This window comes from Kitasatospora sp. NPDC032150, from assembly GCF_055579945.1.
The window spans coordinates 300,962-314,774 of sequence record NZ_JBVIMH010000003.1 but is presented as its reverse complement, the minus strand read 5'-3'; the positions used below and the strand labels follow the sequence as shown (position 1 = coordinate 314,774).

Sequence of the window (13,813 nt, the reverse complement as noted above, 5' to 3'; positions counted from 1 at the left end):
CGCACCAACAGCGACGAGGCCGCTCGAAATCCTCGGCGCCCAGGAGCCGGATCGAGCTCGGCGAGGCCGTCAAGCGGCTGAACGTCTCCGCGGCGCCCCGAAGTCACCCCCATCGGTGAGCGCCGGCAGTCTGCTTGGATCTGGGCATGACGGATTGGTCGAAGCTCAGCGACGCGCACGGCACCGCCGAAGGCGTCCCAGCCCTGCTGGAGCGGTTCGAGGCGGATCCTCCGGGTGTCTCGGCTGTGCCCCCAGCTCGACACCGCGTTCTCGGCAAGTTTCGCGGCACTTCCCCGGCTTGCCGGGATCGCGGCCGGCCGGGAACCCGGGGAACGGCACTGGGTCCTGTCCGCCTGGGCCTGCTCGCGCGAGACGGAGCAGGCCGACTGGCAGGGCGAGACCGACCCCGAGCGGCTCACCCGCGCGTTCACCGCCCTACAGATCGTGACAGTTGGCACAGCCGACAACCGCTGCCCGGCATCGCGTCGGCTTCCGCCATGCCGCGCGCCCGCGGCGCCACCCGTATCACCGTGGACGTACCCCGAGGCCGGGTTCCGGAGCGGAGACGCCAAGCTCCTTCGCCAGAAAGACGCAGGGGTCTTCGATGTCGTGGACCTCACCGGCGTGGTCGGTGTAGGACCACCGGTCGAGGTAGCGGACCAGGGGCCGGTACCCGAGCCGCGCGTAGAGCGCCGCGGCCCGCGGGTTGCCGTCCTCGTCGACGCCGAGGCCGATCCGCCGCACGCCGCGTCCGGCTGCCAGCCGCTCGGCGCGACGGATCAGCGCGGTGCCGATGCCGCCGCCGCGCAGTGGTTCGGCGATGGAAAGGCCGTTGATCTCGGGGCAGTCGGGCACGGCCTGCCGTACCTCGGCGGCCGCGCACCCGTTCCAGCGGATCTCGGCGTTTCCGACCGGGCGGTCCTCCAGCCAGGCCACCAGGTAGGTGCCGGTACCGGATCCCTGGCGGGCGAAGCGCTGTGCGTGGAACGAAGTCCGGCCCGGCGACGGCAGATGCTCCTCGAGCAGCGCGACATCGGCTTGTCGACATTCGGTAATCAGCATGGCACTACCGTCCCGCTCCGGCCGGATCGGCGCCAGGCGTTTTCTCAGGTCACCCCGAGGCGGCCGGCCCGGCTTTTACGGGCCCTACCGGATGCCGCGGTGCGTGGTGGTCGCCCGGCGAGGTTCCGCCGCGGACCGGCCGTGCCGGCGCTTCGTCAGGACACCAGGGTCTGCTCCTCCAGTTCCTCCAGCGTCACGGTGCACAGGCCGCCGCGCTCGGTCTTCACGTCCGTCACCTTGAGCTGCGTGCCCGGCAGGAGGATGAACTCCTCCTCGTCGGTGAACGCGGAGAAGCTGCGGATGCCCGTGGCCCGGATGGGACGCACCTCGAAGAGCGTCCGCTTGCCGCGGCTGCCGAGGAACGCCCGTGCCACGCCAAGCTCGGACGTGCACGAGGACACGCCCCACCAGGTCACGGTCCGTCCGAGCGGGTACTGCGCACGCAGGTCCAGCGGCACCCCGCGCCACAGCGGCTCCGTGCGGGCGGGAAGCTGCGAGACCGCCGAGAACAGCAGTCGCAGGTACGGGAGGTACGGGACGAGCTTGGTCCGGTCCGGGGAGCGCAGGATCGCGTTGATCTCCCGGTAGAACGCGGACTGGCAGGTGTAGAGGTAGAGGGCGGAAATCGCGTCGGCGGACAGGCCGCCCGCCACTTCGTCCGCCCGCCTCCTGCCGAACTCGTGCGACCGCTGGACATGCCCGTCCAGACCGGACAGCAGCTCGGCGACCGGGCTCACGGCGTCGCGGAACTCCATGAGCGGGGTGTCGAACACACCGGTGATCGCGGGGAGGGCGAGCCCCTCGTCCTTGACGCCGGCGAGTCGCTCGAGATACAGCTGGTGCAGCTCCATGGTGGACGCGATGAACGCGCCCATGCGCTCGGCGAGGTCGCCGTCCGTCCCACCGGTCTCCGCCCCGTGCGCGTTCCACCCCTTGCTCGGCAGCCAGTCGATCTCATCGGCGCCCAGCGATGCGAGGGCGTCGTTCACCATCCCGAAGTGGTCGCCGTCGCAGAAGATGTCGCCCTGCGCCGCGGGATTGGCGTGGTCGATATGCCGGACCTCGACCTCGGGGTACTTCTTCTGGAGCTGGAGGACGACCTTCTTCAGATTCCGCGCGTGGGCCCCCCACCACGCGAAGACCACACCACGGTCCTCCTCGTCTGCGTTCTGCTTGGCCTTGAGGATCTCCTCGACGATCCGCTCGGCCGCCGGACGCCAGAACGCGGTGTGCCGGTCGGTTCCCGTCGCCCCGTCGCTGCTGGCTGTGAGTGCCGCGTTCAGCAGCAGCACACCCTGCGTGAGCATCGCCTGGAACCACTCCGGCGGCTGGACGGTGTCCTGCTTCTTCAGTAGCGCGCGTATGTCGGCGATCGGGGTCTTCTTGGGAATCCCGTACTTCCACATCGCCGCCGCCTTGATGATGCAGCGGATGCTGACGACCCTGCCGAACTGGCTGTCCTTCCAGTCGTGGAAGGTGTTGTCGAACATGGCGATGCCGGTGGCGCTCTCCGGCCGCGGGTACGGGTTCTGGCCGAAGATGACGACCTTCCACTTGTGCGGCGCATTGGGCTTGAGCGCCTGGAAGGTCAGTTCGCGGACCGGGACGACCTCCGGGCTGCGGCCCGGGCCGATGAACGCGGCCGCTTCGGGCTGCGCCTCGATGACCGGCTTCAGCAGCGGAAGCCACGGTTCACCGCCGCCCTTGAAGAGTTCCGCGAGCGCCAGCGGGTCGGTCGGGTCGGGCTGGGCGGGGGCGTTGGCATCGCTCATTGTGGCGGGACTCCAGATTGAACCGTGCTGATGAGAGCCCGTCAGCTTGCCTGGCGGACCCCGTAGTCATATCGCCCGGGTCTGACAGCCACCGGCACGGCCTGGTGAGCCGGGCGACGAACTCCCGCCGCCGGATTCGGTGCGGATCAGCGCCTGCCGGCCGTGCCTGCCTTGTCAGTGGGCGCCGGTAGCTTCCTGACCAGCAGAGAGACGGTATCTCGATTGGAGTGCACCATGACCAACGACCGCGTGCAGTCGCCGCTCAAGGTGGTGCTGACCGACATCAACGCGACGGTGGTGGAGGCGTGGCGAGCGGCCTTCGCCGACACCCCGGAGATCGAGATCCGCAAGGGCTCGATCCTCGATGAGAACGTCGATGCCTGGGTCAGCCCCACCAACTCCCGGGGCCGGATGGACGGCGGGGTCGACGCGGTCATCAAGCGGCACCTCGGAGCGGGTGTCCAACTGCGCGTCCAGCGGGCGATACGCGCCCAGTTCGCGGGGAAGCTCCCGGTGGGAAGCGCGGTGTGCGTGCCGTCCGGGGCGGTCAACCCGAAGTTCCTGATCTCGGCGCCGACGATGGAAGCGTCCTCGCAGAACGTGAGCGAGACTCTGAACGTGGCCCTGGCCTGCGCCGCCGCGTTCCAGGCGATCCACCAGCAGAACAGGAAGTCGCCCGGCAGCATCGAGTCGGTGGCGCTGGTCGGCATGGGCGCCCAGACCGGCCGGGTGCCGGCACAGGTGTGCGCCAACCTGATGTGGACGGGCTACACGCTGTTCAACGACTACTGCTTCGAGGACTACGACGACCTGCGCAGCACGATCATCGCGCAGCTCGACGACATCGAGAAGGCGCCCGCCGCGAAGCGGGTGCGCATCACGCCGCCCACGCGCCGCACTTCGCGGCGCTGACCGAGCCTTTCTCCGTCTGTCCTCCAGCGACTTCGGAACGCTGGATTGGATGGCGTTCCTCGCAGCGGTGGTCTCGACGTCGCCGTCGTGTCCTCGACCCAGGTCTCGTCGGCCAGCTCCTGCGCGCGCACCGGCGGGTACGGGGGTGCCGTCGCAGATGCTCTGCGTGGTCGCGGACGCCGGAGCCGCGCCCGGCAGGAGTAGCACGGCCAGCCCCAGGGCGGCGGCGCAGAGCCAGCTGGCCAGGGCTCGAACGGTGGTTCCCGGTGACGTCATCGTCACCTCCTCGCGTACTCCGGATCGCCGCAGGGCCGATCCGGGACAGGCAGGGCATGAGCCGATGTTCAGTCGATGCGTATTGCCTTTGACAGTAAAGCTGACGGCAAGTCAGGCTGCCGGTGCAGGACGCATAACACCGTATGACGAGAGGACCCGGTATGTCCCGCCCAGCACACATCGCCATGGTCAACATCCCGGCGCACGGCCACGTCAACCCCAGCCTGGAGGTGATCCGGGAGCTTGTCGCCCGCGGCCATCGGGTCAGCTACGTCAACGACCCGTCGTTCGCCGAGCAGATCGAGTCCACCGGCGCCCGGCTGGTGCCCTACGACACCACCCTGCCGTTCCTCAAGGGCGCGGTCGACCCCGAAACCAGCGTCAACGTGCACGGCCTCCTCCTGGAGGACGCGAAGACGATGCTGCCCCGTCTGCGGGAGGCGTTCCAGGACGACCGGCCCGACCTCGTCCTGTACGACTTCATGGCGTACGCGGGCCGGGTGCTGGCCGACGGCTGGGGCGTACCGGCCATGGCGATCTCGCCGTCCATGGTCGCCTGGGACGGCTTCGAGAACGAAATGGCGGACCGGTTCACGATGGCACGGGACGCCCTGGCGACGGAGCGGTACCAGGAGCGGTTCGCGGAGTGGCTGGTCGAGAACGGGCTTGAACTCCGCGACCCGTTCGCGTTCATGCTGCGCCCGGATCGCGCGATCGCGGTCATCCCGCGGGTGCTCCAGCCCAAGATCGACCTGGTGGACCCAGAGGTCTTCTCCTTCGCCGGGCCCTGCCTCGGCCCCCGCGAGTACCAAGGCGGCTGGACCCGTCCGGAGGGCGCGGAGAAGGTGCTGCTGATCTCGCTCGGTTCGGCCTTCACCCACCAGCCCGGCTTCTACCGCGAATGCCTGAAGGCCTTTGGCGACCTGCCCGGTTGGCACGTCGTGCTCCAGGTCGGCAAGGCGACCGACCTGGCCGAACTGGGGGACATTCCGGCCAACGTCGAAGTACACCGCTGGGTGCCGCAGTTCGCCGTGCTCCAGCAGGCCGACGCCTTCGTGACCCACGCCGGGATGGGCGGATGCAGCGAGGGCCTGTACTGCGGGCTGCCGATGGTCGCGGTGCCACAGGCCGCCGACCAGTTCGCCAACGCGGACCGGCTGGTCGAGCTGGGTGTCGGACGCCGGCTGGACACTGCGGACGCCACGGCCGAGGCGCTGCGTGCCGCGGTGCTGGAGCTGATCGGCGACCCGGCGGTGGCGGCCCGGCTGGCCGAGATCAGCCGCGAGGTGCGCGCGGGCGGCAGCTCGGCCAAGGCCGCCGACGTGATCGAGGCGGCCCTCGTCTGACCACGTGGTCGTCGCCGCCCCCATGGCCGGGGCGGCGACGACGTTTCAGCACGATAGGTGCGGCCCGACCCGCGCAGTAGGGCGCGGTCGGGCTCGGCGGCTGCTTCGGCCGGGACTCACGGGTCCCGGCTCACAGCCCCTTGCCCCGCGGCGGGACCGGGCCGCACGGCGAGCCGCCGGCGGGCCGATCATGGGAACGTCGGGCACCACCACGGCTTCGGGAACAGGACCCAGCACGGGTTGACGACCACGTGGACGGAGGTCCAGAGCACGGTGCCGTTCTGCTCGACGTTCATGTGACCGTCGTTGTAGATCGCGAGGTACGCACCGGCGTGGCCTGCCGTTCCGCTCGACCACAGCGGCGCATTGGCGGCGGAGTAGACGACCAGGTTGCCGTCGTTCTGCACGACCAGGACGTTGCCGTTCGGTATGACGCCGTTGGCCACCCACACCGGCTTGTTGTTGTGGTACAGCACGACGTTGCCGTCGTCCTGAACCCACAGGTCGGTGCTCCCGTCCGGCGAGTACCACGCGGTGTTCTTCGCCAGCGCGCTGTTCATGCCGATCTGGGTCGCCCCGCTGAGCGTCGCCGTCGTCAGGGCAGCTCGGTCGGTCTTCAACGGCTCGGCCGGTGCGGCGTTGGCCGTTCCGGTGGTCAGGGCGAGCCCGATCGCGGCGACGGCCGCGAGGGCCGAGGCACGCGTACGGAGACTGATCATGTGGCGAACCTTTCTGTCGAGCAAGTCGCCTTCGGGGAAGTGGATCTGGTGATGCGACCTGGCAGCCCCGAAGCTAGGAAGGCTCGATTCAGAGCCGGTCTACCGGTGGTACGGATCCGGTATGCCCCCGGGCCGGGCGGCGGGTTCCGGACGCGGATGGACAAGTCGGCCCGGAGCCATTCCCCCCCGTACCTCAACTCGCGGACGAGCCGGCGGGACCGCCGGCTCCCCAGCCGCGTCGCGGAGCTCCGGAACGGCTCCGCCGGGTTCGCCGGGTTCGCCGGGTTCGCCGGGTTCGCCCCGGAGTGTGACGCGCGCAGCAGACCGTGCACGGCGACTATGACTCGCCTCACATCCGATCGTCACGTTGTGCCATCACTGCTGGTCGACGGCGTGGTAGCCGGCCGCGATGGCCGAATTCGTCACTAAGCCGTCATTGCCGCCACCCCAGGTCCGGACACACGCTGTGACGGTGTCTCAGCGACGAGTTGTTGTGGTGGTCTATCCCGGTGCCCAGGCCCTGGACATCGCGGGGCCGGCCGAGGTGTTCGACACCGCCGGCCGGCAGCGTCCAGGTGGAGAGGGCGGCTACCGGGTCGAGTTCGTCTCGGCCGGCGCTCCACGGGTGCGGACCAGTGCGGGGATGGTGATCGAGGCGGAGCCGCTGGAAGCGGGTGAGGGGCCGATCGACACGCTCCTCGTGCCGGGCGGCTGGAGTCTCTACGAGGCGCTGGCCGACCGGGATCTGGTGTCCTGGATCCGGCGGGCGGCCACGCGCTCGCGCCGAGTGGTGTCGGTCTGCGGCGGTGCGTTCCTCCTCGCCGAGGCGGGACTGCTCGACGGGCGACGGGCCACCACCCACTGGGCGTACTGCGAGGAACTGGCCCGGCGGTACCCGAGCGTGACGGTGGAGCGGGAGCCGATCTTCGTCTGGGACGGCAACTACGTGACCTCGGCCGGAGTGGCCACCGGGATCGACATGACCCTCGCACTGGTGGAGGCCGACCACGGTGCGGCCTTCGCCCTGGAGGTGGCGCGCTTCCTGGTGCTCTTCTTCAAGCGGAACGGCGGCCAGTCGCAGTTCAGCACCATCCTGGACGCCCAGCTCGCCGACCGCCCGCCGATCCGCGCGGCCCAGGAGTGGATCCTGGAGAACCTCGAACAGCCGCTTCCCGTACCCGAGATAGCCGAGCGCGCCAACATGAGCGTGCGCAACTTCGCCCGGGTGTTCCGACGCGAGGTGGGCACGCCGCCCGGCCAGTACATCGAGCAGATGCGCATCGCCCGGGCCCGCAAGCTGCTGGAGTCCACCAAACTGACGGTGAGTCAGATAGCGGTCCGGTGCGGCTTCGCCTCCGCCGAGACGTTCTTCCGCTCCTTCGGCCGGACGCTGGAACTCACCCCGAACGAGTACCGCCGGCGCTTCCAGGCCGTCGCGCCGGCCGGCCTGGTCCTCGCGACCGTTCCGGAGGAGAGGAGTGCCACCGCGTGACCACCGACATCCGGGTGACCCAGCAGGCGGTCGCCATCGCTCCCGCGGCCACCGCCGTCCGCGTCGTCGACCACCTGGCGGCCGCTCTGGCCGGGGCCGGCGTCCGGCAGGTGTTCGGCATCGGCGGCGCGAACATCGAGGACCTGTACGACGCCCTGAACGCCACCGGCGGCACGGTGCGTACCGTGATCGCCAAACACGAGTTCTCCGCCGTCACCATGGCGGACGGACACACCCGCGCCACCGGCCGGATCGGAGTGGTCGCGGCCACCTCCGGCGGCGGCGCGATGAACCTGCTGCCCGGGCTGGCGGAGGCCCACGCCTCACGCGTACCGATGCTCGCCCTGGTCGGGCAGCCGCCCACCGCACTGGACGGGCGCGGCGCCTTCCAGGATTCCAGCGGGCGGGCCGGATCCCTCGACGCCCGTGCGGTGTTCGAGCCGGTCAGCCGGTTCTGCGCCCGGGTCGAGGCGGCCGACGACCTGCCTCGGCTGTTGGCGCGGGCGATGGCGGCGGCCGACAGGCATCCTCGGGGGCCCGCCGTCCTGCTGCTGCCCAAGGACGTGCAGCAGGCCACGCTGACATCCCCTCGGCCCGCGCCACCCGCACTCCCGGTCGAACCCGTCGAACCCGTCGAACCGGGAACGCCACCGCGGCAGCTGGACCTCGCGGCGGAGCGTCTCCGGGGTGCCGGGCCGGTGCTGATCATCGCCGGCGAGGGCGTCGTCACGGTCGGAGCGAAGGCCGAACTGGCCGAGTTGGCCCGGAGGTTGGGGTCCTGGGTCGCGGTCGTGCCGGACGCCAAGGACGTCTTCGACAACACCGACCGGCGGTTCGCCGGGGTGGCCGGGGTGATGGGGCACCCCAACGTCCTGGACTGCCTGCGGCGGGCCGGGCTCTGCCTGCTGGTCGGCACCCGGCTGCCCGTGATGGCCCGTAGCGGACTGGAGCAGGAGCTGGCCCGGACGCCCGTGATCTGCGTCGATCCCGAGCCTCCGTTCGTTCCGTGCACCCCCGGGCTCCACCTGTCCGGTGATCTGCGCGACACGCTGCGCGGGCTGGCCGCCCGGTTCGCGCCCGACAGCCGCCCGGCCCCCGGGCACGCCGGACCGGTCCCGCTGGCGACCCCGCCCACCGGCGGCGGCCTCTCCCACGCCGAGGCGGTGGCGGCAGTGGCGGACGCTCTCCCCCCGGACGCCCATGTCTTCGTGGACGCCGGGAACGCCGGCGCCAGCGCGATCCACCGCCTCCCGGCCCCGCGCCGGGGGCGGTTCGTGGTCGCCGTCGGCATGGGCGGCATGGGCTACACCTTCGGCGCCGGCATCGGAGCGGCGCTCGCCACCGGACGGCGCACCTACGTGCTCGCGGGCGACGGCGCGTTCTTCATGCACGGCATGGAGGTGCACACCGCCCTCGAGTACGCCGCGCCGGTCACCTTCGTGATCCTCAACAACAACGCCCACGCCATGTGCGCCACCCGCGAGCGGCTGTTCCAGGGCGCCCCGCACCCCGGCAACCTGTTCCTCCCCTCCGACATCGCCGCAGGCGTGGCGGGCCTGTTCCCCACCCTGGACGTCAGCCGGGCCGAGACCGGCGCGCAGCTGCGCCGGGCGCTGCTGCGCAGCAACGCGGGGAGCGGTCCGGCCCTGGTGGCGGTGGACCTCGACCCCGCCGAGATTCCCCCGTTCCTTCCCTTTCTGACCGCCGCCGGCCACTTGCCGGCCGAGCACGAGGAGTCCGTCCATGAGCGCTGTACCGTCCACGTCGGCTGAGGCTTCGGACCTGACCGGACCTTCGAGCCCGACCGAGGTTCGCGGGCTGACCGGGATCCCCGGGCTGACCAGGGTGGAGAACACCGATCCGGCCGTGCTGGCGGCCCGCTGCGCGGAGCTCACCCGCCCGGCCTACCCGCACCAGGAGGTCTACGGGCGCTACTGCACGATCCACGAGTACGTCGACTGCCCACCGGATGAGGCGTACGCGTACCTGAGGCAGGGTCACCACCTGGAGGAGTGGACCTTCAGCCTGCGGAACTTCGCGCCCGCCGGCACCGCCGGGCTGTGGGTCGGTGACGATCTGCTGGAGGCGCAGACCCGGATCTACTGCCGGGTGGAGACCAACGCCGAGGCCAGGACCGTGGACTTCCACTGCTCCTGGGACCAGGGCGAGAAGCTCTGGATGATCTACCTGATGCGGGTCGTGCCCGCCGAGCTGGTGCTGGACCGGCCCGGTTCCGTGATCACGTGGACGAACTGCCGGCACCCGTTCTACGACGCCAACCCCCGCCCCGACCTCGCCCCGCGCCCGGAGCGGGCTTGGGTGGGCGCGTACTGGGACCTGTTCTACGCCGGCCACACGGTGGAGATGGCCAACCTCAAAGCGATACTGGAGCACCGCCACCTGGGCGGTCTGCCGGTGAGCGTCCCGCCGCGCCCGGCGGGTGCCGCCACGGGTCCGGCGGTCGCGCAGTGAAGACGGTCAGCCTCACCGACGTCTCCGGCTACCTGCCCGGGGAACCCGTCCCGGCCGCCTTCTACACCGACCACCCGGGCGCGGAGGACCGGCTCAGGGACAGCCCGATGTTCCGGGTCCCGCCGCTGAGGCACCACGTGGCCGGGGAGAGCAATGTGGACCTGGTGGAACGAGCGGTGCAGCCGCTGATCGAGCGGCACGGCCGGACCGAGATCCGCTCCGTGGACGTTCTGCTGGTGCACAGTCAGCTACCCGACACCCCGTTCGTGGGCGCCGGCACCGAGGTCGCCCGCCGGCTCGGACTGAACCCGTCCTGGCTGATCGACGTCGCCAACGGGGGCTGCGCCTCGTTCGTGCACATGCTGGAGCTGGCCCGGCAGATCCTTCGCAGCACCGAGGCCAGGACGGCGCTGATCTGCAACGCGCAGACAGCCGCGGGCCAGCTCTTCACCCAGTCCGAGGTACGGCGTCTCGCCCAGGCCGCAATTCCCGGCGACGGCTGCGGAGTCGGCTACGTCACCACCTCCACGGCCTCACCCGTGCTCGAAGTCACTGCCCGTCACATCGGCGCGTACGGAGGTGACATGACCGCCCTACTGGACGACGGGCGCCGTTACTGGGAGCCAGGACGGTCCCAGCTGCGAATCGGCTTCACCGAGGAGAGCGTCAGTACGGTCCTGGAACGCGGAAACCGCCTGGTGCCCGAGATCGTCGCCGAGGTCTGCGGGCGGATCGCCGTCCCCACCGAGGAGATCGACCTATTGGTCACCAACCAGCCCAACCGCACCTTCCTGCACAACTGGCGCCAGTCGCTGGGACTTCCACCCGAGCGGCACCCCGACACCTTCGACAGCTGCGGCAACCTCTTCGGCGCCGCCATCCCCGTCACGCTGGACCGGGCGCTGCGGTCGGGGCAGGTGAAGAACGGCGACCTGGTGGTGCTGGGCGGCTTCGCACACGCGGGTGACTACGCGGGTGCGGCGGCGATCCGGTGGGGCACGGCGGCTTCCTGACGGTAGGGCAAATGGGTTCGTGCTCGTCGAGGTAGATGCCGGTGTGGATGTCCTCGCCACCCCACACGACGGAGTAGAAGCCGTCGACCTCGCTGTTCCCGTAGTACTGGCGCGCCGTCTCCTCGGCGCCCGCGGTGCTCTCCTCGCCCGCCGCACTCCCCGTGTCGTTCCGCTATCGAGTGACCACGTTACGTTGATTCTCCAGTGGATCGTCGACGGTGACCGGGTGCACGGCGGGATCTCACTGCGACACGGGAGAACAGCGTCCTGTGCAGGGGTTCTCGTTTGAGGCTCTGCCACAGGCCCTCGGCCAGGGCGTTGTCGCAACAGGAGCCGACCCGACCCATGCTGCGACGGATCCCGTACCGGTCGCCGTAGCGGTCGCACACGTCCGCGAACGCCGCCGAGGTGTACTGCCCAGGTTCAACCCCATCGCCGCACCAGCGCTGGTCGAGCCGGGCGCTGCACCAGGTCCGGCACCGGCGGCGCCACCGGGTCAGGGCCAGTGGTCCGCTTTCGGCGCCGCAGGTGGCGGCCGATGATGCCGTGCTCGCACACCAGCCGTGCCACCCGCTCGCGGTTCACGTGGTGTCCGGATCCTTGCAGATCGGCCTGCGCGCGCAGGACCCCGTAGGTCTCGCCGGAGGTGGAATGGATCTCTCGGATCTCTGCCGCCAGGGCCTGGTCGGCTGCCTGCCGGATGGCACGGGCGTCCGCGCCGGCCAGAGCTCACCGTGCTCGTCAGCCGGCTGAACCGGTTCTTCAGCATCCGTCAGGCACACTGCTCACCGACCGGCACCCCGCCGGCACGAGCCGCTAAACGGCGCGGTCGACGAGCCGCGCCCGGACCGAGCATGAGGATGGCCTGGTGACCCTGACGAGCGATGCTCCACAGGTGGATGGCGTGGGCCCCGGCGACGCCGGCAACGCTGAGGGAAACGCCCGGCTCACCGCCGTCACCGGTGCGGTGCTGGTGCTGCTGCTTGCCGTCCAGGGCTGGACCATCCTGTCCATCAGCCGGCTGGTGACGGTCCACTTCTTCGTCGGACTGTTGCTGACGGGGCCCGTCTGCCTGAAGCTCGCGAGCACCGGCTACCGGTTCGTCCGGTACTACACCGGCGCCCCCGCCTACCGCCGCCAGGGCCCTCCGCCGCTCGCACAACGGCTACTCGGCCCGCTGATGGTGGCCAGCACGCTCGGTGTCCTCGCCACCGGCCTGACCCTCGCACTGGTCGGACGCGACACCGGGCCCGTTCCCGTCCTGCTGCTGCACAAGGCCGCGTTCCTGTGCTGGGTCGGCGTCACCTCGCTGCACGTCATGTTGCACCTGCCCCACCTGGCCCGACTGCTCGGCGCCGACCTGCGCCGTCGTTCCGGCCAGCCCGGCCGCCCCGCCCCCGGCCGCGGCCGTCGCTGGTCGGCCCTGACACTCGCGCTGACCGCCGGCACGGCCCTCGCGTTCGCGGGCGTGCACCTCGCGGCCACCTGGCAGCGAGGGTGACCGAGGCCTGATGAAAGGACCGCTTCCTCGCCCCGCGGTGGGTAACACTCCTGCGGGCAGCTTCACGCAGGAGTTGCCCGTCCTGCGAAAGCCCGGGCCTTCTGGGCGGTAGCCGCGTGAAGCCGAGTTCCGGCGCAGACGACCGGAAGCGGACGGGGCCGCCTCCGTCGGGGAGCCGGTGCCGTCCGGGAACCGCTGAGCCGGACGGCACCGGCCTCGTGGAGTCCGAGGCGGTCTACCAGTGGCCGCGTGCCGGTACGGAGTTGAGCTTGACGCTGAGCGCCGACATGAAGGTCGGGAGCTTGTCCACCGCGGATTTGGGGACGGGGGTGACCTGGACGGTCTGCCGCACCACGTCTTGCAGGACGAGCTTGTAGCTGCCGCCTTCCTCGATGAGTTCGGCGGCATAGAGCAGTGTTTCCACCAGAGGTCCTTCGGCTGTCCGTCGTGCCACGATTCAGGCGCCGTTGAGCCAGGCGGTCCACGTCTTGGCGGCCTGCTGCTCGTCCGCGTCCTCGGCGAACAGGTGGTGGCCCAGCCAGATCGGCACGTTCCAAGTGCTGCCGTTGAAGAACCGGTACAGGGCGTCGGGGCCGCGCAGGCCGACGAAGTCGGTGCTGAGCCAGTCCACGACAACCTCCACGGAGCCGCCGTCCCTACCGGGGACGCGGAGCGGCAGCCGATCGCCGACGGCCGCGTCGTCGGCGAGGCCGAGGCGTCGGCGCAGCGTGGCGAAGTCGGCCGGGTCGGCGGTGGGTTCGGGGCGCTGGGCCCTGACGTAGACGGCGGGGCGGCCGGCGAAGTGCCGCAGGTACTCGGCGAGGCCGTGCTGGTAGAAGTCGACGTGCTTCTCGGCCGCGTCCGCCTTGGTGTCCCACTTCCAGGCGTCGTCGACGACGCCCGTGTGCACCCAGTGGATTCCCATGCGCAGGTGGCTCGTTCCGCCGTCGGCCGGCTCGATGTGGTAGCTGAGCGTGTTGGAGAACCCGCCGTCCTGGGTCGCCCGGACCGCGAAGTGCCGCGGCGGCTCCCACGCCACGACGGTGGAGTCGCCCCGGGTGGCCTTTCCGCCGACGCGCGGCTCGACCTCCATCGGGTAGAGCCAGCCGAGGTTGCCGGCGCCGGTGGCGACCGCCTCCCAGACCTGCTCGGACGTGGCGGGCAGGTGCTCCGCGTTCCACGGGTACGGCAGACCGCCGGCCAACGCAACCTGATCCGGTCTCCAACGGCCCCGCAGTGCCGCGGCCA

13 protein-coding genes are annotated in these 13,813 nt (G+C 70.8%); 7 read left to right on the top strand and 6 right to left on the bottom strand.

The window, feature by feature from the left end:
• Positions 1 to 525 precede the first annotated feature (525 nt).
• Both ACZ5ON_RS05660 and ACZ5ON_RS05655 read right to left on the bottom strand, forming a co-directional pair.
• Positions 526 to 1,062 carry a GNAT family N-acetyltransferase gene (locus ACZ5ON_RS05660; RefSeq protein WP_465585906.1) on the bottom strand — a complete coding sequence of 179 codons (537 nt, stop codon included), beginning with the start codon at positions 1,060 to 1,062 and terminating at the stop codon, positions 526 to 528.
• A gap of 155 nt (positions 1,063 to 1,217) precedes the next feature.
• The gene (locus ACZ5ON_RS05655) at positions 1,218 to 2,834 is read right to left on the bottom strand and encodes an ADP-ribosyltransferase domain-containing protein (RefSeq protein WP_465585904.1); all 1,617 of its coding nucleotides are present in this window, start codon (positions 2,832 to 2,834) and stop codon (positions 1,218 to 1,220) included.
• A gap of 234 nt (positions 2,835 to 3,068) precedes the next feature.
• On the opposite strand from ACZ5ON_RS05655, the gene ACZ5ON_RS05650 reads away from it, so the two are divergent.
• Entirely contained in the window at positions 3,069 to 3,746 is a 678-nt protein-coding gene (locus ACZ5ON_RS05650; RefSeq protein ID WP_465585902.1) for a macro domain-containing protein, read from the top strand.
• A 419-nt stretch (positions 3,747 to 4,165) separates the two neighbouring features.
• Positions 4,166 to 5,368, top strand: a complete 1,203-nt coding sequence (locus ACZ5ON_RS05645; RefSeq protein WP_465585899.1) for a macrolide family glycosyltransferase — start codon at positions 4,166 to 4,168, stop codon at positions 5,366 to 5,368.
• Between the two features lie 188 nt (positions 5,369 to 5,556).
• Here ACZ5ON_RS05645 and ACZ5ON_RS05640 read toward each other — a convergent pair whose 3' ends face one another.
• Positions 5,557 to 6,087, bottom strand: coding sequence for a hypothetical protein (locus tag ACZ5ON_RS05640; protein ID WP_465585896.1), 531 nt, complete (start codon positions 6,085 to 6,087; stop codon positions 5,557 to 5,559).
• A 472-nt stretch (positions 6,088 to 6,559) separates the two neighbouring features.
• Between ACZ5ON_RS05640 and ACZ5ON_RS05635 the strand changes: the two genes are divergently transcribed.
• From ACZ5ON_RS05635 to ACZ5ON_RS05620, 4 genes are read left to right on the top strand one after another with little or no spacing between them, the layout of a single operon-like run.
• Positions 6,560 to 7,579 carry a GlxA family transcriptional regulator gene (locus ACZ5ON_RS05635; protein WP_465585894.1) on the top strand — a complete coding sequence of 340 codons (1,020 nt, stop codon included), beginning with the start codon at positions 6,560 to 6,562 and terminating at the stop codon, positions 7,577 to 7,579.
• The gene (locus tag ACZ5ON_RS05630) at positions 7,576 to 9,351 is read left to right on the top strand and encodes a thiamine pyrophosphate-binding protein (RefSeq protein WP_465585892.1); all 1,776 of its coding nucleotides are present in this window, start codon (positions 7,576 to 7,578) and stop codon (positions 9,349 to 9,351) included. Before ACZ5ON_RS05635 ends, ACZ5ON_RS05630 begins: the two co-directional genes overlap by 4 nt.
• Positions 9,323 to 10,051 (top strand): SRPBCC family protein, encoded by a 729-nt coding sequence (locus ACZ5ON_RS05625; protein WP_465585890.1) that lies wholly within the window; start codon positions 9,323 to 9,325, stop codon positions 10,049 to 10,051. The genes ACZ5ON_RS05630 and ACZ5ON_RS05625 overlap by 29 nt, the downstream gene beginning before the upstream one ends.
• Entirely contained in the window at positions 10,048 to 11,064 is a 1,017-nt protein-coding gene (locus tag ACZ5ON_RS05620; protein WP_465585888.1) for a ketoacyl-ACP synthase III family protein, read from the top strand. Before ACZ5ON_RS05625 ends, ACZ5ON_RS05620 begins: the two co-directional genes overlap by 4 nt.
• 423 nt (positions 11,065 to 11,487) lie before the next feature.
• On the opposite strand, the gene ACZ5ON_RS05615 is transcribed toward ACZ5ON_RS05620, so the two are convergent.
• Entirely contained in the window at positions 11,488 to 11,742 is a 255-nt protein-coding gene (locus tag ACZ5ON_RS05615; RefSeq protein ID WP_465586124.1) for an IS3 family transposase, read from the bottom strand.
• 190 nt (positions 11,743 to 11,932) lie between these two features.
• Between ACZ5ON_RS05615 and ACZ5ON_RS05610 the strand changes: the two genes are divergently transcribed.
• Positions 11,933 to 12,565 (top strand): hypothetical protein, encoded by a 633-nt coding sequence (locus tag ACZ5ON_RS05610; RefSeq protein ID WP_465585886.1) that lies wholly within the window; start codon positions 11,933 to 11,935, stop codon positions 12,563 to 12,565.
• A 235-nt stretch (positions 12,566 to 12,800) separates the two neighbouring features.
• On the opposite strand, the gene ACZ5ON_RS05605 is transcribed toward ACZ5ON_RS05610, so the two are convergent.
• Positions 12,801 to 12,989 (bottom strand): hypothetical protein, encoded by a 189-nt coding sequence (locus ACZ5ON_RS05605; RefSeq protein ID WP_465585884.1) that lies wholly within the window; start codon positions 12,987 to 12,989, stop codon positions 12,801 to 12,803.
• Between the two features lie 33 nt (positions 12,990 to 13,022).
• A complete protein-coding gene (locus ACZ5ON_RS05600) occupies positions 13,023 to 13,769 on the bottom strand; it encodes an SRPBCC family protein (RefSeq protein ID WP_465585882.1) in 747 nt (248 codons plus the stop codon).
• Between the last annotated feature and the right edge of the window lie 44 nt (positions 13,770 to 13,813).

Bases quoted from the DNA above. Each gene is read 5' to 3' on its own strand.
- ACZ5ON_RS05660 (WP_465585906.1), bottom strand. From the start codon at position 1,062: ATGCTGATTACCGAATGTCGACAAGCCGATGTCGCGCTGCTCGAGGAG.
- ACZ5ON_RS05640 (WP_465585896.1), bottom strand. From the start codon at position 6,087: ATGATCAGTCTCCGTACGCGTGCCTCGGCCCTCGCGGCCGTCGCCGCG.
- ACZ5ON_RS05650 (WP_465585902.1), top strand. From the start codon at position 3,069: ATGACCAACGACCGCGTGCAGTCGCCGCTCAAGGTGGTGCTGACCGAC.
- ACZ5ON_RS05625 (WP_465585890.1), top strand. From the start codon at position 9,323: ATGAGCGCTGTACCGTCCACGTCGGCTGAGGCTTCGGACCTGACCGGA.
- ACZ5ON_RS05645 (WP_465585899.1), top strand. From the start codon at position 4,166: ATGACGAGAGGACCCGGTATGTCCCGCCCAGCACACATCGCCATGGTC.
- ACZ5ON_RS05655 (WP_465585904.1), bottom strand. From the start codon at position 2,834: ATGAGCGATGCCAACGCCCCCGCCCAGCCCGACCCGACCGACCCGCTG.